This window comes from Lentilitoribacter sp. EG35 (genome assembly GCF_040784015.1).
GTDB lineage: Bacteria > Pseudomonadota > Alphaproteobacteria > Rhizobiales > Rhizobiaceae > Lentilitoribacter.
In genome coordinates this window covers 171,920-191,176 of the sequence record NZ_JBFNGQ010000009.1, presented here as the reverse complement: position 1 = coordinate 191,176, position 19,257 = coordinate 171,920, and the positions used below count along the sequence as shown (strand labels likewise).

General features: G+C 43.7%; 19 protein-coding genes. 5 read left to right on the top strand and 14 right to left on the bottom strand.

The features are described 5' to 3' along the window. Window positions 1–276 precede the first annotated feature (276 nt). On the top strand, window positions 277–2,232 hold the full coding sequence (locus AB2J24_RS15735) for a peptidoglycan DD-metalloendopeptidase family protein (protein WP_367386149.1): 1,956 nt from the start codon (window positions 277–279) through the stop codon (window positions 2,230–2,232). Window positions 2,233–2,238: 6 nt separating this feature from the next. Here the strand turns inward: AB2J24_RS15735 and AB2J24_RS15730 are convergent, their stop codons facing one another. The 7 genes from AB2J24_RS15730 to AB2J24_RS15700 all read right to left on the bottom strand — a co-directional run bounded on the left by AB2J24_RS15730 (window position 2,239) and on the right by AB2J24_RS15700 (window position 12,016). Continuing rightward, window positions 2,239–2,604 (bottom strand): MmcQ/YjbR family DNA-binding protein, encoded by a 366-nt coding sequence (locus AB2J24_RS15730; RefSeq protein WP_162654808.1) that lies wholly within the window; start codon window positions 2,602–2,604, stop codon window positions 2,239–2,241. Between the two features lie 78 nt (window positions 2,605–2,682). Next, window positions 2,683–5,286: an ATP-dependent chaperone ClpB gene (gene clpB, locus AB2J24_RS15725; protein WP_367386148.1), complete on the bottom strand. Its 2,604-nt coding sequence runs from the start codon at window positions 5,284–5,286 to the stop codon at window positions 2,683–2,685. Between the two features lie 177 nt (window positions 5,287–5,463). Next, window positions 5,464–6,141, bottom strand: a complete 678-nt coding sequence (locus tag AB2J24_RS15720; RefSeq protein ID WP_367386147.1) for a DUF4167 domain-containing protein — start codon at window positions 6,139–6,141, stop codon at window positions 5,464–5,466. Between the two features lie 315 nt (window positions 6,142–6,456). Continuing rightward, window positions 6,457–7,323: a peptide chain release factor N(5)-glutamine methyltransferase gene (gene prmC / locus AB2J24_RS15715; protein ID WP_367386146.1), complete on the bottom strand. Its 867-nt coding sequence runs from the start codon at window positions 7,321–7,323 to the stop codon at window positions 6,457–6,459. Window positions 7,324–7,327: 4 nt separating this feature from the next. After that, a complete protein-coding gene (gene prfA / locus AB2J24_RS15710) occupies window positions 7,328–8,410 on the bottom strand; it encodes a peptide chain release factor 1 (protein ID WP_162654804.1) in 1,083 nt (360 codons plus the stop codon). 32 nt (window positions 8,411–8,442) lie between these two features. Beyond that, window positions 8,443–10,680: a phosphoenolpyruvate--protein phosphotransferase gene (gene ptsP / locus AB2J24_RS15705; RefSeq protein WP_367386145.1), complete on the bottom strand. Its 2,238-nt coding sequence runs from the start codon at window positions 10,678–10,680 to the stop codon at window positions 8,443–8,445. 88 nt (window positions 10,681–10,768) lie between these two features. Beyond that, window positions 10,769–12,016: an aspartate kinase gene (locus AB2J24_RS15700; RefSeq protein WP_162654802.1), complete on the bottom strand. Its 1,248-nt coding sequence runs from the start codon at window positions 12,014–12,016 to the stop codon at window positions 10,769–10,771. A gap of 246 nt (window positions 12,017–12,262) precedes the next feature. On the opposite strand from AB2J24_RS15700, the gene AB2J24_RS15695 reads away from it, so the two are divergent. Beyond that, the gene (locus AB2J24_RS15695; RefSeq protein WP_367386144.1) at window positions 12,263–12,967 is read left to right on the top strand and encodes a DUF899 domain-containing protein; all 705 of its coding nucleotides are present in this window, start codon (window positions 12,263–12,265) and stop codon (window positions 12,965–12,967) included. An 89-nt stretch (window positions 12,968–13,056) separates the two neighbouring features. Beyond that, window positions 13,057–13,803 (top strand): bifunctional 2-polyprenyl-6-hydroxyphenol methylase/3-demethylubiquinol 3-O-methyltransferase UbiG, encoded by a 747-nt coding sequence (ubiG, locus tag AB2J24_RS15690; RefSeq protein WP_367386143.1) that lies wholly within the window; start codon window positions 13,057–13,059, stop codon window positions 13,801–13,803. A 6-nt stretch (window positions 13,804–13,809) separates the two neighbouring features. Here ubiG and AB2J24_RS15685 read toward each other — a convergent pair whose 3' ends face one another. Then, window positions 13,810–14,229, bottom strand: a complete 420-nt coding sequence (locus tag AB2J24_RS15685) for an SRPBCC family protein (RefSeq protein WP_367386142.1) — start codon at window positions 14,227–14,229, stop codon at window positions 13,810–13,812. 5 nt (window positions 14,230–14,234) lie between these two features. Beyond that, a complete protein-coding gene (locus AB2J24_RS15680; protein WP_367386141.1) occupies window positions 14,235–14,588 on the bottom strand; it encodes an ArsR/SmtB family transcription factor in 354 nt (117 codons plus the stop codon). 95 nt (window positions 14,589–14,683) lie between these two features. Here AB2J24_RS15680 and AB2J24_RS15675 point away from each other — a divergent pair, with 95 nt between their 5' ends. Both AB2J24_RS15675 and AB2J24_RS15670 read left to right on the top strand, forming a co-directional pair. Then, window positions 14,684–15,067 (top strand): SRPBCC domain-containing protein, encoded by a 384-nt coding sequence (locus AB2J24_RS15675; RefSeq protein ID WP_367386140.1) that lies wholly within the window; start codon window positions 14,684–14,686, stop codon window positions 15,065–15,067. Window positions 15,068–15,069: 2 nt separating this feature from the next. Continuing rightward, entirely contained in the window at window positions 15,070–15,471 is a 402-nt protein-coding gene (locus tag AB2J24_RS15670; RefSeq protein ID WP_367386139.1) for a DUF1761 domain-containing protein, read from the top strand. A 48-nt stretch (window positions 15,472–15,519) separates the two neighbouring features. Here the strand turns inward: AB2J24_RS15670 and chrA are convergent, their stop codons facing one another. The 5 genes from chrA to AB2J24_RS15645 are packed head-to-tail and all read right to left on the bottom strand — an operon-like array spanning window position 15,520 to window position 19,222. Then, complete coding sequence (gene chrA / locus AB2J24_RS15665; RefSeq protein WP_367386138.1) at window positions 15,520–16,797, bottom strand: chromate efflux transporter; 1,278 nt, start codon at window positions 16,795–16,797, stop codon at window positions 15,520–15,522. 59 nt (window positions 16,798–16,856) lie between these two features. Beyond that, entirely contained in the window at window positions 16,857–17,285 is a 429-nt protein-coding gene (locus tag AB2J24_RS15660) for a DUF1178 family protein (protein ID WP_367386137.1), read from the bottom strand. Window positions 17,286–17,294: 9 nt separating this feature from the next. Then, window positions 17,295–18,116, bottom strand: coding sequence for a carbon-nitrogen hydrolase family protein (locus tag AB2J24_RS15655; RefSeq protein WP_162654794.1), 822 nt, complete (start codon window positions 18,114–18,116; stop codon window positions 17,295–17,297). An 18-nt stretch (window positions 18,117–18,134) separates the two neighbouring features. Continuing rightward, on the bottom strand, window positions 18,135–18,416 hold the full coding sequence (gene grxC, locus AB2J24_RS15650) for a glutaredoxin 3 (RefSeq protein ID WP_420883663.1): 282 nt from the start codon (window positions 18,414–18,416) through the stop codon (window positions 18,135–18,137). Between the two features lie 47 nt (window positions 18,417–18,463). After that, window positions 18,464–19,222 (bottom strand): ComF family protein, encoded by a 759-nt coding sequence (locus tag AB2J24_RS15645; protein WP_367386135.1) that lies wholly within the window; start codon window positions 19,220–19,222, stop codon window positions 18,464–18,466. Window positions 19,223–19,257: the final 35 nt, after the last annotated feature.

Below are 19,257 nucleotides of genomic sequence, written 5' to 3'. Positions count from 1 at the left end.
CCGAAACCCACTGTCCTCAACAAACACGTTGAAGCCCGCCGGCAACCTAAGCTGCCAAGCTCCGGTAGACGCCTTATAGAACCAAACAATAAAACATGTCAAACTATATTTCACAAAAATATCACAATTTTTGAAACTTTTTTATTTCGTAATTTTGAGGTGCTTTTTTTACATAAATTTACAATTTTTTTACTGGAATGAGTATCTGGACATACTTTCGCCGCTTAATTAGATTGCACACTAATAAGAAGGCCAATAAAGGGCATATATATAAAGATGCTATCTCGAACCGATAGAGCAGATGGAATGGGTGATGAACCGCCCATCTTAGCTGGAGGCACCCGCGCTCCGGATAGAAGAGAGGTTTCTTTAAGGTGGCTATCGGGCACCTTTATGACAGGCATTACGTCTATTTCATTGATGGGCATTGCACTGTTTGTTGCGCTTGAGGGTAAAGAACAACTAACGTCTCCTGCTGTAGCTTTAAATGCCACAGACCCGTTGCTTATTATTGCATCCTTGGCAAAAGGTGAAAAACAACACCGTATCCGTTCCAGCATCATAACAAATCGAGAGCCGGACAAACTCGTTATGGATGTTCCGACCCTTATTAATGAAGGTGATCAACAGATCGTACGGACGCGCCCTTTTGTGCATGTCTCCATGCCATTGGCTTCAAACTATCAGGATGTGGAAGAATATCCAAAGTTTAATCCGTTACAAATATTCTCAACAACGAAACCTGAACTTAACGCCTCATTTGATTCTGGCGCAATTTACGGCGCGAAAGTTGATTCTGAAATCGCACTTAAAACATATGATTATCCATATGGTGACGACAGCCTCAGATATGCTGCAAGAATGAACCTTGATGAAGCAGAAGAAACTGTTCGAACCAATGGGTCAATATTGATTGGACAGGATAGCCAGATTGCGGCGCTCCATTATGTTGACCCTCGCCGCTTTGGAAATGCACAAACTGCTATCTTTGATTTCACAGCAAACATTCAAAACAATGCACGTGTTGTTGCTGAAAATATATCTGTAGCCAGTTACGCGCCTAAGAACACTAAAGAGATAGAGTTTTTTGAAGATGTTCAAACAATACGAACAGCGGCCAGTCTGAGTGACATATTAACTGAAACCGGACACCAAGAGAGCCAAATCACAAAATACGTCGATATTCTTTCCCAGGAAATCGATGTCGAAAATTTGAATGCAGGTACGTCTATTCGCCTTGGCATTGAGCAAGATGAATTATTTACGGAGATTGTTCGGATCTCAATCTATGAAAAAAACAATCATATTATTACTGCCGCACTCAATGACAAGGGTCGATACGTGATAGCAGATGAGCCAATTTATTCTCCAAATCTGGCCGCACTTCTAGAAGACACACCAAACCAAGTTCCACAGGTAACGGATTTACCAACGACCTATGATGCAATTTATAGGGCTGGCCTTTACTACGGTATGACGCAGGATATGATCAAACAGCTTGTTCAATTGATGGCAGCAAATGTCGATTTCAGGGCCAAAATTAGACCAACCGATAAATTGGAAGCCTTTTTCTCAGTAGAAGATGAAAGCTCCAATGCCAATAAAGATTCAGATCTCTTGTACATCTCAGCCAATTTTGGTGACACCACTTTAAGTTTCTACAAATTTACTCATCCTGACGATGGTACAATTGACTTTTACAATAAAGATGGCCGCAGCGGGAGACAGTTTTTACTTCGCAACCCGGCTCCAACTGGCATCTTTCGCTCACCCTTTGGTATCCGTCGACATCCTATAACTGGCCGAACCAGAATGCATTCAGGTGTTGATTGGGCTGCTCCACGCGGCACTCCAATTCTAGCGTCAGGTGATGGTGTAGTTCTTGAAGCAGGATGGCATTCCGGCGGTTATGGTCGCCAAACTAAGATAAAACACGCCAATGGTTATGTGTCATCCTACTCGCACCAATCAAAAATCAGCAATGGTGTTGTGCCAGGAGCACGCGTAAAACAAGGTCAAATCATTGGACTTATAGGCTCCACAGGCTTATCCACTGGCCCACATCTACATTATGAACTGATTGTAAATGGAACTAAAGTTGATCCTCTGCGGGTACGGCTGCCTGACAGCAAGGCTTTAAAAGGTGATGTCTTAGCGACATTTCACCAAAATCGCCTAAAAATCAACACGCTACTAGGTATTGAAGATACTACGACACTCGCCAGTAATTAGATTGCATTACTGATTAAGTTTAAGCTCGCGCTGCAATTTCTTCGTAAGCTTTAAGCTAATTAAACGATGCGATTCTCTAAGGTAATCTTTCAATGCATCATCATCTAGGCCTGGGGCCTCAGAATGTTGAATCCATTTGCCACCACGAGGCGCAAGATAAGGCGCAGGTCGAAGACCCGGTTGCTCCTTTAATATATCGAAAGCAAGGTCCGAAGTTTTAAATGTAATTCGCGGCCAATTGGGATCATCATGCCATCCGCCAATTGCAAAAACTTTACCGCCAACTTTCCAAACATGAGATCCACCCCACTGATTGACATAAGTCGTTGCAGGTAGCGAGCCACAAAACTCATCAAACTCATCGTATGTCATTCCGCTCCCCCACAATTTCAGCAAAATGGGCAGATCAAAGCCTGCCCAAATCTATCTTGCAAACTTACATTCAAATATTTAAGCCGCATCCTTCTGGTTGTCTTTTACAAAAAAATTCAACCGATCTGATCCGTTGTTCACCACAATACTTGCACCATCACTTATATTGCCAGCAAGGATTTTCTCCGCCAAAGGATCTTGCAAGTATTTTTGAATAACCCGTTTAAGCGGTCTTGCGCCAAATGCAGGGTCATATCCCTTATTCGCCAACCATTCCCTCGCATCGTCTTTAAGATCTATGCTGATCTTCCGCTCTGCGAGCAATTTGAGTAAACGTTGCATCTGAATATCAACAATTGCGCCCATCTCACTACGTCGCAATCGATGAAAAAGAATTGTTTCATCCAACCTGTTCAAAAACTCAGGCCGGAACGACGCCCGAACAACAGACATGACATCCTCACGTGCATCTTCTGCATCTTGATCTTCCGACAGATTGACGAGGAATTCAGCACCCATATTAGAGGTCATGATAATGAGAACATTTCGAAAATCTACAGTTCGTCCCTGCCCATCTGTCAATCGACCATCATCAAGCACCTGCAGTAAAACATTGAAAACATCGCTATGTGCTTTCTCAATTTCATCAAACAAAACAACTTGATATGGACGACGACGAACCGCTTCTGTCAAAGCTCCACCTTCATCGTAACCGACGTACCCCGGAGGTGCACCAATAAGGCGCGCGACGGAGTGTTTCTCCATATATTCCGACATATCAAGGCGAACCATAGCTGTTTCATCATCAAACAAAAACTCAGCAAGCGCCTTGGTCAGCTCAGTTTTACCAACACCGGTTGGTCCAAGAAACATAAATGAACCAATTGGACGATTTGGATCTTGCAACCCAGCCCTTGCACGACGAACGGCTCGCGAAACAGCCTGAACAGCTTCGCCTTGACCAATAACGCGTTTGGCAATTTCATCTTCCATACGAAGAAGCTTATCTCGTTCACCTTCCAACATCTTATCAACGGGAACACCCGTCCAACGCGATACTATATGAGCAATATGGTCTGGTGTAACAACCTCTTCAACCATGCTTGCGCCAGCTTGATTCTCACGGTTCTCAGATTCTAAAAGCTGCTTCTCAAGCGCCGGAATTTCACCATAAGTCAATTCCCCAGCTTTTTGAAACTCACCATTTCTCTGGGCAATTTCCAGCTGATTTCGAGCCTGTTCGAGTTTCTGCTTTATATCTGCTGCAAGACCAAGTTTTTGTTTCTCAGCTTGCCATTTTGCAGTTAAGCCAGTTGATTGTTCTTCAATGTCAGACAACTCCGCCTCAAGATCGACAAGTCGATCCTTCGTTGCTTTATCATCTTCTTTTTTTAAAGCTTCACGCTCAATCTTAAGTTGGATAATTTTGCGATCCAACTCATCAAGCTCCTCTGGCTTGGAATCCACCTGCATACGCAACCGCGCTGCCGCTTCATCAATAAGATCAATTGCTTTGTCCGGCAAAAACCGATCGGTAATATAGCGATTGGATAAAGTCGCAGCGGCAACAAGAGACCTGTCGCTCAAGCGAACTTTGTGATGCTGCTCATATTTCTCCTTTAGCCCACGCAAAATAGAAACCGTGTCTTCGACATTCGGCTCATTAATCAAGACTTGCTGGAACCGCCGCGCGAGCGCTGCATCTTTTTCAACATGTTTACGATATTCATCGAGCGTTGTTGCACCGACACAATGTAATTCACCACGAGCCAAGGCAGGCTTCAAAAGATTGGACGCATCCATTGCACCTTCCGATTTTCCAGCGCCGACAAGTGTATGCATTTCGTCAATGAATAGAATGATCTCGCCACTTTCAGCCTGCACTTCATTCAGCACAGCCTTCAAACGCTCTTCAAATTCACCACGATATTTCGCGCCCGCAATAAGAGAACCCATATCAAGTGCCATTAATTTTTTATCTTTTAAAGATTCTGGCACATCACCATTGATGATACGTAAAGCAAGACCTTCCGCGATCGCTGTTTTCCCGACACCAGGTTCACCGATAAGAACAGGATTGTTTTTTGTACGGCGTGATAAAACCTGAATGGCACGCCTGATTTCATCATCTCGTCCAATAACCGGATCAAGGCGTCCTTCACGCGCATCTTCTGTAAGATCACGCGCATATTTCTTAAGTGCATCAAAACCTTGTTCGGCATTAGCACTATCAGCGGTTCTGCCTTTTCGAATTGAATTTATAGTCTGATTAAGGTTTTGCGCTGTTAATCCTGCGTTGCTCAGAATTTTACCAACATTGGTGGATTTATCGGTCACCATAGCTAGCAATAAACGCTCAACCGTTACAAAACTATCACTAGCTTTGTCTGCTAACTTCTCAGCTGTTGTGAATAGTTTCGCCAATTCAGGTGCGAGATATATCTGTCCACTACCACCAGTTACTTTAGGTAACTTACCAAGTGCAACTTGTGTAGCCAGACCTGCATCTTTTGCACTCCCGCCAGATCGTTCGATCAGCGACGAAGCCATGCCTTGCTCATCATCAAGCAAAACTTTCAACAAATGTTCTGGTGTAAATTGTTGATGATTTTCACCAAGGGCATAACCCTGCGCTGATTGAATAAAGCCGCGCACGCGTTCTGAATATTTTTCCAAATTCATTTCTAACTCCATATCATGATCCGCCCAATGTGGCGCGGAAACAATGCTTCGGAAAAGGCTCCCATTAAGTGGCAAGCCGTCTACAGAATTTATATGGGTATTCGGTGACGTAATGAAAAGGTTTAAAGCTGACCAAATTTAAGATGTACTAAAATTAAATCCTTACTCAGCGCAAAATTATTCCGCAGGCGTTGTCTCCTCAACAGGCTTAACTGCCTCAGCAGGAGCTTCAGATTTTTCAGATACTGGAGCTTCAGGAGTTGAAACTTCAGGTGCGGGTATTGGGGTTGTCGGAGCGGCTTGTGTTGGAGCTGCAGATGTTGTTGCAGTCGGAGTTAGATCACCAGTCGCATCGGTTGGAGCCGCCTCTTGAACACGTGGTCGACGAGGGCGAGAATTATTTCTACGACGTGGCTGCGGTTTACGATTAGCGCGATCATCATCGCCCGATCCATCAGCCTTATCCCCTTGCGTGGCATCTTGCGCTTCTACTGCTTGTTTTGCATCAGTATTAGCTTCATTCTCAGCATCACGTTCTTGTTGTTGCTGTTGCTGCTGCTCCCGTGCAGCTTCATCGCGTTGTTGACGTTCCTGCATTTGTGCCTGACCAACGGCAATAATCCGATTATAATGCTCGGCGTGCTGGAGATAATTCTCGGCCATAACCCTATCACCAGAGCTTTGAGCATCTCTTGCAAGGGTCATATATTTTTCGGCTACATGCTGGGCAGTACCACGAACTTTTACATCCGGTCCTGTGCTATCATAAGAACGGGAGAGCGGATTAGAGTTCTTACGATTATTATTGTTATTATTACGCCCACGTCCGCGCTTATTCTGTTGTCCAGTTCTCATAAAAAACTCACCTAAATTTTTGGTTGTGATGCCCAATGTTCATTGCCAGATTGCAGAACAAATGATGTTGCCCAAATATCATGATTATATGAAGCAAAGCTTATACATTGTAATTATATCAAATACTTTCACTGGCAATGCCCGCAAATCTTAACCCTAAAAGATTTCTTTGAAAGAGCGGTAAAAGCTTCATTATAGCTTATTGGCTTTAGCGCCACCACTACCATTTTCAAGAAGACTTTAGACAGGTTTTGAGGCGATTCCAAGTCTTTTCTTGCCATATTTCATTTTTTTACGCACAAGTAACAAAAAGTCTCATTTTCCGCAGCTTCCAAACAATAAAACACGATCTCTGCCACCTAAATCCTTGTATTCTCCAGTTAACACAAGGTCTTGATCCAAAAACAGCCTCTTAACCGAATCATTTTGATCAAAACCAATCTCAAGCCCTATAATTCCGCCAGTTTTCAAATAACCAACACTTTGTTCTGCCAGCAAGCGATATGCATCCAATCCATCATCCCCCCCATGAAGTGCCAGATGCGGGTCATGCTCCCCAACTTCGATCGATAATTCACCCATTGCTTTGGCCGAAATATACGGTGGATTCGATACAACAATATCAAACATACCATCCACGTTTGAGAACCAATTGCTTCTTAGGGCCGTGAACCTATCGGCGAGTCCAAGCTGCTTGGAGTTCTGGCGAGCAGTCTTTAGTGCGCCATCTGAAACATCAACACCAACTGCCGTCGCACCTTCACAATTGTGTAAAATTGAAAGAGCAATAGCACCGGTCCCTGTTCCCAAGTCAAGAATAGAGCACGAGCCTCTTTCCTCGATAATCTTTTGAGAAATGGGTAGAATTGCATCAACTAAAGTTTCTGTATCGGAACGAGGTTCCAATGTTTCTTCGGATAACTCAAACTTTAGGCCGTAAAATTCACGCCATCCTAATATGCGGTAAACCGGTTTACCTGAAAGACGCTCTCGAATTGCCTTATTAAGGAGGACAACTTGCTCATCTTTCAAAATCAGATCGGTTCTGATTGCAATATCTAAAGTGGAAAACTCCAGTAAGCCGGTTAACAAAGCTTTAGCTTCAAACCCAGCATCTTCAATGCCAGAGGCATCAAATGCCATCCGCATTTTTAACAAAGCGTCTGATAGTGACAGTGCCATTTACTTAGTGAGTCTGTTGGCCAAGAGCGGCCAATTGTGTAGCTTGATGATCGGCGACCAGTGCGTCAATCATCTCATCAATCTCACCGACGAGCATTTTATCCAATTTATAAAGCGTTAGATTTATCCTGTGGTCTGTTACACGACCTTGCGGGAAATTATATGTACGAATACGCTCCGAGCGGTCACCCGAACCAACCTGGCTTTTGCGATCTGCTGAACGTTCATCATCTACTTTTTGACGTTCCATATCATAAAGACGCGCTTTTAATACCTGCATAGCTCGTGCTCTGTTCTGATGTTGCGACTTCTCAGATGAAGTAACAACAATACCGCTAGGCATATGCGTTATACGAACAGCCGAATCGGTTGTGTTCACGTGCTGACCACCAGCGCCTGACGCACGCATCGTATCAATGCGAATGTCCTCATTGCGAACTTCAATATCAACATCTTCAGCTTCCGGCAAAACGGCCACTGTTGCGGCCGATGTATGAATTCGACCGCCAGATTCAGTTTCAGGCACACGCTGTACCCGGTGAACGCCGGACTCAAATTTCAAGCGGGCAAAAGCACCCCGTCCAGAAATTGTTGCAGAAATTTCTTTAAAGCCGCCAACATCTCCATCACTGGATGATATCACTTCAACTTTCCAGCCTTGCGAAGATGCATAACGCTCATACATACGGAACAAGTCGCCAGCAAAAAGCGCAGCTTCAGAGCCGCCTGTTCCACCCCTAATTTCCAAAATAACGTTTTTGCTATCAGCAGCATCCTTCGGCAGAAGAATAATTTGCATCTCTTCACCAAGTGCATCAATCTTCTCTTTTAGTTCTGGCAGTTCCATTTCTGCCATTTCACGCATCTCAGCATCAATGGTTTTATCACCTAGCATCTCAGCAAGGCCGTCAATCTCACTCAAATATCCATTATATTCCCGAATGGCCTTCACGACAGGTTCAAGTTCAGAGTACTCAGATGCCAATTTAACATATGTATCGGAATCTGGACCTGTTGCCATGCGAGCTTCGATCTCGCCAAAGCGACGTTCGAGTTCCTGCATTTTCTGAATTGGTAAAGTTGCCATTAATTTTTCGCTTCGAGTTATTTGCGATTTACTTATAAAGAAATATTATTCTCATTTGCAAAATTTATGAGAAATTCTTTGGTTGAGTGACCTGATTTTGTATCCCGCAATGATCTCAGTAACTCGGTTTGCAACTTTCCTATATCCAAAGATAATAACATGGCTTTAACCGGTCCGATTGCAGCAGGTGACATGGAAATCGAACGAAAACCAAGACCTAAAAGAGCCATAGCAGTCAAAGGATTGCCGGCCAATTCTCCACACAAGGTCAAAGGTGTGTTTGTTTCACTTGCTTTCTCAACAATTGTCCGCAAAACACGTAAGAAGGGTGCATCAAGCGGGCTAAATCTATCTGAAACGCGAGCATTACCTCGATCCGTCGCTGTTATAAATTGAAACAGGTCGTTTGAGCCAACTGAAATAAAATCAACTGCAGCCATTAATTCATCTAATTGCCAAAGCAGACTTGGTACTTCAAGCATTGCTCCAAAGCTTATTTTACTTGGCATTTTGTAACCGTGGCCCGACAAAAACTCAACTTCATGATCAATGAGTTTGCGCGTTTTCTCAAGCTCGTAAACCTCTGTCACCATCGGGATCATGATACGCAGTTCAGCACCACTACTGGCGCGCAAAAGTGCTCGAATTTGAGTTTTTAAAAGACCGGGTCGATCCAATGAAAAGCGAATAGCTCGCCAACCTAAGGCCGGGTTTTCTTCTTCAGCTGACCGTAAATAAGGGACGACTTTATCACCACCAATATCAACAATTCGAAATGTAACCGGCAAGTTCCCAGCCTGCGAAAGAACCTGACGATAAAATGTCTCTTGCTCTTTTGCCTTTGGCATTTTTGACGAAATCATGAACTGCAACTCGGTACGAAAAAGACCAATTCCAGCAGCACCAGAAGCCCGTAATTGCGGCAAATCAACGACAAGACCAGCATTCATCAATAAATTGCAGGCAACACCATCTTTACTGATCGGTTCTACATCTCGCAGTGCAGAAAATTCTTCCTGCCGCTTTGCTTGAAAACGAACTTTATCAGCGTAAGCATCTTGCAAATCTGTCGCAGGGCGCAGGTGAACAATATTGTCATCGCCATCAATGACAATCGAGTCACCATTTTCTGCTAGTGATGCAATTCCAGTGGCCTGAGAAACAACAGGTACACCAATTGCTTTTGCGACAATAACAACATGGCTGGTAACCGCTCCCTCTTCAAGAACCAACCCTCTAATACACTCGCGAGGATAGTCCAACAGCTCTGCTGCACCCATGTTACGAGCAACAATAATAGCAGCTTCAGGCAAGCCAGTAGCAATTGCACTTGGTGTAAAACCTGTTAGTTGACGTAACAATCTATTTGCTAAATCGTCAAAATCAGACAGGCGCTCACGTAGATAAGGATCAGATAAATTGATCATGCGTCCGCGCGTATCACTTTGAACTTTCTCAACAGCGGCTTCTGCCGTTAAACCATTACGAACCGCTTCTTGCATTTTCCGCCGCCATCCGCGGTCATTAGCAAACATGCGATAAGCCTCAAGTACTTCACGATGCTCGCCTTCCAGTGGCACATCGCGCCGCGAAAGCATATCATCAATAGAGACGCGTAAGGATTTAACCGCAATATTAAGCCTGTCTAATTCGGCATCAATATCTTCTGCCAATAAGTCGGTTACAACAACACGCGGTTCATGAAGAACCACATAGCCAAGTCCTACACCGCCGCCATAACCATCCGCATCAATCGAAATTGGACGTGTCATGTCTAGTTCTAGACCAGGACGCGTCACTTTCTTCAATTCACCCGTTGCGATCATTTCTGCAAGAACCATGGAGGTTGTTTCCATAGCTTCAACATCATCTTCAGCGTAAATACGCTCTTTTTTGCTTTGAACAACCAAAACACCTAATGAACGACCCGCACGCAGGATCGGAACACCCAGGAAAGAGTGATATTTTTCCTCGCCCGTTTCAGGCAAAAATCGAAACGCTGGATGCGATTGTGCATCAGACAAATTAAGTGGATCAGCGGTCGCAGCAATGGAACCGACCAGACCTTGTCCCATTTTCAGCTGTGCTTGGTGGACGGCACCTTTTTTCAAGCCATGAGTGGCATAAAGTTCGAGCACACCATCAGCGCGCAAGACATAAAATGAACAAACCTCAGACACCATGCTGGTTGCAATTTGTGCAACAACACGATCAAGCCGCTCTTGCGGCTCAAGTACTTCTGCCATGAGTTCTCGAAGCCGTTTAAGCATTGTGCGTGGCCCCAAAGGCTGACTAATCAATGAAAACAATCCTCATGAAATATAGTCTCGTTTCGTATATAAAGCGCAAATTCTACATTCAATCTAATTTATAAGCCGCATGTAATGCCCGTACTGCTAGTTCGGCATATTCACTATCAATCAAAATTGAAATTTTGATCTCAGACGTTGTGATGGCCTTAATATTTATGCCTTTTTCGGCCATTGTATTAAATGCTGTTGCAGCCACACCTGTATGGCTACGCATACCAATACCAATAACAGACACTTTAACAAGGTTAGTTTCACTTTGAACAACATCAAATCCGATATCATCCTTCTTAGCTTCAAGCACGTTGACGGCCTTCTCGACATCACCAGAAGGTAATGTGAAGGTCATATCTGTGTGTTTACCATCTTCTGAAATGTTCTGCACAATCATATCTACATTGATGTGCTCATCAGCAAGCGGTCCAAAAATCGCAGCAGATACGCCAGGTTTATCAGACAGACGTCTCAATGAAATTTGAGCTTCATCTTTGGCATACGCGATACCAGTTACTACTTCCTGTTCCAAAATTTCATCCTCATCGCAAATTAGGGTTCCTGGTGGGTTGTCAAAATCCCCCATCCCAGGAGCGTCGGGGTCTTCAAAACTTGAACGCACAAAGGTTCTAACTTTATGAACCATTGCAAGCTCAACAGAACGAACTTGCAGCACTTTTGCACCCAGAGACGCCATTTCCAACATTTCTTCAAACGCTACTTTTTCAAGACGTTTTGCCTTCGGTTCGATACGTGGATCTGTTGTATAAACACCGTCAACATCTGTATAAATATCGCAGCGATCGGCCTTGACCGCGGCTGCAATTGCTACTGCACTTGTATCGGAACCACCTCGCCCGAGCGTCGCTACACGATTATCAGGTCCAATTCCTTGGAAGCCTGCAACAACGGCAACTTGCCCTTCACCAAAACGGCGAACCAGATCACTACCATCAATATCTTCAATCCGCGCTGCGCCATGGGTACCACTAGTACGTATAGGAATTTGCCATCCCTGCCAGGATCGCGCATTCACCCCCATAGACTGCAACGTAATTGCTAACAGGCCTGAAGTAACCTGCTCGCCAGATGATACAACGATATCATACTCACGCGCATCATGCATGGGCGATGCTTCACGGGTCCATCCAACAAGCTCGTTTGTTTTACCTGACATTGCGGAAACAACAACGGCAACTTCATGACCGTTATCTACTTCACGCTTTACATGGCGAGCCACATTTCTGATCCGGTCTAAATCGGCAACAGACGTTCCACCAAATTTCATTACTATTCGCGCCATAGAATGCGTTGTCCTGTCGCAATTAACCTAAAAAACCATCTTCGTCCGGCATCGCCAGCCCGATATGAACACCAACCATTTGGGACAAAGTGGGTGTGTCTTATCTAAAAAACTCCCAAACTGCAACTGTGAGACCACAGTAGTTTGCCAAATTTAAACTCAATTAACTTTGGCTGTTTGACTCTATAAGTTAATTCGAATAAAAGTTAATTAACTTATATGCTAATTAATGTCAGGAACCATGTAATGAAACATCAAATTGTTACACGCAACGAATGGTTAGAAGCTCGCAAAGCTTTGCTCCTCCAAGAGAAGGATTTCAGCAAGCAAAGAGACAAATTAAGTGCCGCACGACGAGAGTTGCCGTGGGTCGCTATTGAAGATGAATATATATTCGATACCAATGAGGGAGTTAAAACCCTAAATGAACTTTTCGGAAAACATAGCCAGTTAATCATTTATCATTTCATGATCGGTGATGACTGGAAGGAAGGGTGTAAAAGTTGTTCATTTTGGGCAGATAACTTCAACGGTATAGATGTTCACCTTGCCCATAGAGACATCAGTTTTCTTGCTATTTCCCGCGCAAGCCTCTCTAAGATAAACTCTTTTAAGTCACGTATGGATTGGGACTTCAACTGGGTTTCATCGGCTCCTTCCAACTTTAATAGAGACTTTAATGTTTCTTTCGATCCCGAAGATATAAAATCCGGCAACGCGACTTATAATTATAGGCCTATGACATCTGAGATGGATGAGTTAGCTGGTGTAAGCGTATTTACAAAGAACTCAAACGGGGATATTTTTCACACCTATTCTACATTCAGTCGTGGTCTTGATCTTCTAAATGGTGCTTATAATTATATAGACCTAACACCAAAAGGGAGAAACGAGCAGGATCTATCTTATAGTATGGAATGGCTGCGGCATCATGACCGATATGAAGATTAACGGCAAAGATCATACTATTTCTCTTTGACTTGTCTTCTTAACTTCTGTTTCATACGAGACACCAAACGTATCAAACAAGGCCGAATTAAATGGAAAGCGCGCAAAAAACAACGATTGACGCAGTGGAAGTTGAGCGCTTCTCAAAAATGGCAGCCGAATGGTGGAGCCCAACGGGGAAATTTCGCCCGCTACATAAGTTCAATCCTGTTCGTCTGAGTTACATTCGCAACAGAGCATCTACGCACTTTGAACGAGAAGGTCAAAATAGCCGACCATTTGAAGGGTTACGTCTCCTTGACATCGGGTGCGGTGGTGGCTTGCTTTGCGAACCCATGGCCCGGTTGGGAGCAAAAGTAACAGGCGCAGATGCATCTGAAATAAACATCGAAATCGCCAAAATTCACGCTGAGCAAAGCGGCCTTGAAATCGATTATCGCGCAGATACGTCAGAGAAACTGGCAGCCAATGGCGAAAAGTTTGATATCATTCTAAACATGGAAGTTGTTGAACACGTCGCCAATGTTGATCTTTTCCTAACCTCGTGTGCAGACATGCTCAAACCTGGTGGACTTATGTTTGTTGCAACGATAAACAGAACGATGAAAGCCAAGGCGCTCGCCATCTTTGGCGCAGAATATGTCTTGCGTTGGCTACCTCGCGGCACACACCAATACGAAAAACTAGTGCGGCCAGAAGAAATTTCATCCCCTCTAACATCAAGCGGCTTATCATTCGTTGACCAATCCGGTGTTTTCTATAGCCCTTTGCAAGATCGCTGGAACTTAAGCCCTGATATGAATGTTAATTACATGATGGTCTTTGAGCGTAAGAAGTAAATCACCTCACGCAAACATTTCATCAAGTTTTTCAAGACAACCAAGCCATCCCTTGCCGTGCATATCGCGAGTTGCTTCATCACCAATTCGCGCATGCCAAACGACAAGTTCTGTTCCATCATCATGCTCTCTAAATAACACCGTGACCAGGCTTGGCGCATTATCGTTCTCACCAACATACCAATCGTAAACAAGCTTCTCAGGCGGCATAACTTCTTCAAACTTTCCTGAAAACCATAGAATTGAGCCATCTTCAATTTTGTTAGCGATACGGTATTTGCCGCCCACTTGCAGATCAACATGTGCTTCCGGACAATAGACTTTCCCCGGACCCCACCAATTTTTTAGATGTTCGGGCTTCGTCCACGCATCAAACACCACCTCACGCGGTGCTTTGATAATTTTTGTTAAAGTAAGCTCGGCCATCACTATTACTTCTTCTCCACATTATTCAAATTTTCGACATAAGCAGCAAACTGATCAAGGTTTTCTTCCCAAAATGTACGATATTGCTCAATCCACATATCCGCGTCCGCTAGTGGGCCAGATTGCAGTTGGCATGAATGATTTCGCCCATCTATTGAGCGGTCAATAAGCCCTGCTTTTTCCAGAACTATCAAATGTTTTGAAACTGCATTGAGCGACATTTCATAGTTTTGGGCAAGCTCGGTTACCATCATCGGTCCATCTTGCATTTGCTTCAATAGCGAGCGGCGCGTGCGATTAGACAATGCATGGAACACAACATCAAGCCGCTCTTCATCTTGGGAAATTTCTTTATTCATTGCTCTTATATATTATTCAACCAACCAGTTGACAATAGAAAATATATAACATAGTCAATATTCAACCATAAAGTTGAATATTGATAGGAAAGAACATGACAATCCAACAAAATGTAGATATCCATGCTACAAAAGAGCAGATCTATGAGACCCTACTCAACTCAGAAAAATTTAGCGCTATGACGGGTGGAAAAACAGCGAACATTGAGGCAAAATCCGGCGGCGCGCTATCATTGTTTGATGGAATGATTGAAGCTAGAAATATTGAACTGATACAAAATAAACGTATTGTTCAAGCATGGCGCGTTAAAGACTGGCCCGAAGGACAATATTCACTCATACGCTTCGAACTTGACCAAAACGGCGCCAATACTACAATTCACTTCACACAAACCGGACATCCTGAAGAGGCAGAAGCACATCTAGATGCCGGTTGGCATAAAATGTATTGGGAACCAATGAATAAAATGGAGAGATAAAGATGAGTGAACTAACAACAGACGTATCTTGGACAGCAGTCGTCGTTGGCGCGATTGCATCGTTTTTATTAGGCTGGCTTTGGTATTCGCCGCTGCTTTTCGGACGTAAATGGGCAGAAGGTTTAGGGTTAGAGCTTGGCACAGCAAATGATATGCCAGCCGGTGCCATGATTGCTCAAATCATCGGACTATTACTTATGAGCTGGTTCGTTGCGGTAACAGCTGTTTCAGAAGCGCTTTTGACAGTTATTCTGGCAACTCTTGCATTTACCGCGCTTGCCTATTCAGGCGGTATGTTTGCAAAACAAAATACCTATGTAAGAAATGTAAATGCGGGTTATTGGATCATCAGTCTGATTATCATGATTATCTGCAATGGAATTTTCCGTAAGCTATTGGCATAAATAATTACTCCGCCCTCATGAAATTGGGCGGAGTTTCCAAGAGGTAAGTCAAGTTAGGAAACTGGCCATAAACCAGCCAAGCCCTGCCGATATGCCAAGCATTTTCATAAGACCTATCTTAAACCGAAACAGAAGCACAGCTGAAACAATCAGAAGTATCAACACTCTCCAGTCGATAGATAAAAGCTCTGGTTGCCAGAGTGTGAGAATGCCTGTCGATTTTTGTGTCACATTGCTAAACAAGACATGCAAGCCAAACCAAATCGATAGATTAAGAATCACACCCACAACAGCAGCAGTGATGGCTGATAAAGCACCTTTAAGCTTAGGCTGGGCTGATATTTGTTCGATATAGGGTGCACCGGCAAAAATCCATAGAAAACATGGGACAAATGTAACCCAAAGTGTCAGCACTGCGCCGACAACACCAAACCAAAAACCGCCTTCACGAAACGCAGCTAAAAAACCAACAAACTCCGTAACTAAAATCAATGGCCCCGGAGTGGTCTCAGCCAAACCCAAACCATCCATCATCTCACCAGCGGTCAGCCATCCAAATTGTGTAACAACGTCTTGCGCCATGTAGGCGAGAACGGCATATGCACCGCCAAATGTCACCACCGCAAGCTTTGAAAAGAAACTGGCAATCAAGTTGAATAATTCACAATCAAGGTAATAACCAATAATAATAACCGGAAAAACCCAAATGGAAAGCCAGATGAATATCGTTTTGAACGTATCAAGTATACTGACGTTAACAGCCTTAATATCATCAATATTCTCCGCTTCTTGCGCATGTCCGGTAAAGAAAAACCCATAAATCGCCGCGCAAAATATAATAATAGGAAACGGCGCTGCAAAGAAGAATATACCGACAAATGCAAGTGCAGCTAGAACCCAATGAGCTCGGAGTTTTAATGCCCTTCTCGAAACTTTCAGCAATGCTTCAATAACGATAATCAAGACGGTCGCTTTTACACCCAAAAACAACGCATCAACAAGTTCAACATCACCAAAGTAAGCATAAATCGTAGCAAGAGACAGCATTACGACCGCGCCAGGAAGCACAAACAAAAGCCCGGCAATTAAACCGCCTATGACACCGTGTAACCGCCAGCCAGAATAAGTCGCAAGCTGCATAGCTTCCGGACCAGGCAACAACATACAAAAACTCAATGCATTTAAGAACTGCTGCTCATTCAGCCACTTTTTTTCATCAACAAGCACATTGTGCATGAGTGCAATTTGCGCCGCGGGACCACCAAAAGAAAGAAATCCGATCCGACCGAAAGTTCTTATCGTTTCATCAAGTCCAGGAATTTTCATTTCATATCATTCTTGAATAACGATTACAGGCTAATTGAATATCATCAGAATATGACAGTTTAATTTTGTTTATCTGGAAGGTCAGGCAAAGGGGTCACATTAATCCCCTCGTCCACTAACTCGCGCACTTCATCTAGAGAAGCCTTGCCATAAATGCCACGACTATCACTCTCACCGTAATGCATTTTGCGAGCTTCCTCTGGAAACTGATCGCCAACATTTTCGCTATTTTCTTTAACGTCAGTCACCATCTTCTGAATGGCTTTCATAGCCTCTTTCTGCGCGGTATTCTTCATCATCTGCTGCTTTTTTTCTTTAGATCGAGATGTCGCAACAGCTGGAACCATAAGTGCTTTTTCGACCACAGACGAACCACAGATAGGACAAGATACAAAGCCCGCATCTTTCTGATCATCAAAATCGGTACTCGATGAGAACCAAGCCTCGAAATCATGATGCTTGTTGCAGATGAGATTGAATTTTATCATATTATTACATTAGACCGAATTAACTGTATAATCACTGTTATTCTTAAGGTTTGGTATCTTTGCACGCGCTTTTGCACTCACCTGCACATCAATGTCGGCAATAGCAATTCCAGTTTCATTGCCTTTAACTTCGGCCAAAACATCACCCCAAGGGCTCACAATCAGCGAATGTCCATAGGTCTTACGACCATCTTCATGTGTTCCACCTTGTGCAGCAGAAATCATAAAAGCGCCATTTTCTATCGCGCGAGCACGTTGCAATACATGCCAATGAGCCTGTCCAGTTTGCTCGGTAAACGCCGCCGGTGCAGTTAGAATCTGCGCACCCGCGATGGCTTGGTCTCTGAACAAATTGGGAAAGCGAACATCATAACAGATACCCAATCCAAATTTGGCCCCAGATGCTTCTACTATCACAGCCTCTCGGCCAGCTTGGTAAGTTGAACTTTCACGCCAACTCTCACCATAATCAAGATCAACGTCGAACATATGTAACTTGTCGTATCTCGCTTTCAGATTTCCGTTTTGAAAAAAGAATGCACGGTTAGCAACTTTACCATTATCGAGCGCAATAGCGGTCGATCCAATATGAATTATGATATTATGTTCCGCAGATAGACGGGACGCCATTTTGACTATCGGATCATCATCGTCGTTGAAAATCACAGCATATAACTCATCTCTGGTACTGTGGATGCATCCGGTCATTTCAGGCGTTTGAATATATTCAACACCCTTGATGGCAGCAGCATGTATAACCTGCTCAAGCTGAAGCGCCATCTCTAACGGATCTTTACTCGAGCGCATCTGCACAACTGCTGCTTTGATCATAATAACAATGAACCTGAATTAGTCTTCGAGCATAACGTTGAGCGCACCGTTATTCTCAAGCGCAAAAAGATCGTCGCAACCGCCAACATGTTCCTTGCCAATAAAAATTTGCGGGAAAGTTGTTCCACCTTGTGATTTAGCAATCATCTCTTTCTTTAAGGCTGGATTAAATGTTGCGTCATGTTCGGTAAAAGCAACTCCTTTTTTAGACAAAAGTCGCTTTGCCGCGGTGCAAAATCCACAAAACTGTCGTGTATATATCGTTATGTCTTTCAAGTTATGATCCAGTTCAAATACCATTAAAGCTATTAAGTTATGAGGATATATAGTGATCTAATGGTTTGATATCAATGCTCATTCACGACCCGCGCAAAGGTTACAACTGACACCTCATCCGCTCCAGCTTGCAACAATGCTCGACTGGCAGCATCCACCGTAGCTCCCGTTGTATAAACATCATCAACAAGAATAATCCGCTTACCCAAAATGTCAGGCTTTTTATCTTCCTGCACGATAAATGCACCCCTGACATTATTTTGTCTTGCTATTGCTGGCAATCCGACCTGGGGAAGTGTGGATTTTTTACGTATCAACGCAGACGGCAGATAATATTTATCAGTTTTTCGCGCTAAATTACGCGCCAGTTCAGCTGACTGATTAAACCGTCGGCTCAAAAGACGCCATCGATGCAAAGGTACAGGGACGATTATATCTGCATCTACAAGGCAATCCCGCGCTGCTCTTACCATCCAGTTGACCATGAGATTTGATAGTTCCTGCCGATCCTTATACTTCATCAAGTGAACTATTTTTCTCGCAGGACCATCATACACAACCGCAGCTCTTGCCCGTTTATAGGGAGGAGGGTTTGCAATTACATCTGCGGAAACTATCCCCTCACCTAAATCAAATGCAAACGGATGGCCGGACACGTCACAGTAAGGTTTTTCAATAAATTTCACATCTTTCCAGCATTGTGCACATAAAGCGTTATGGTGACTTGAAAACACACCACAATTCGCACATATCGGTGGGTAAAGTAGCTGATCAACTGATGTAGCTAATCGCCTCGCAATCAGATATGCAAATGATAGATTATGTTTCATTTGCTTGACATTAACCCCAGATTACTTGTTAAGCG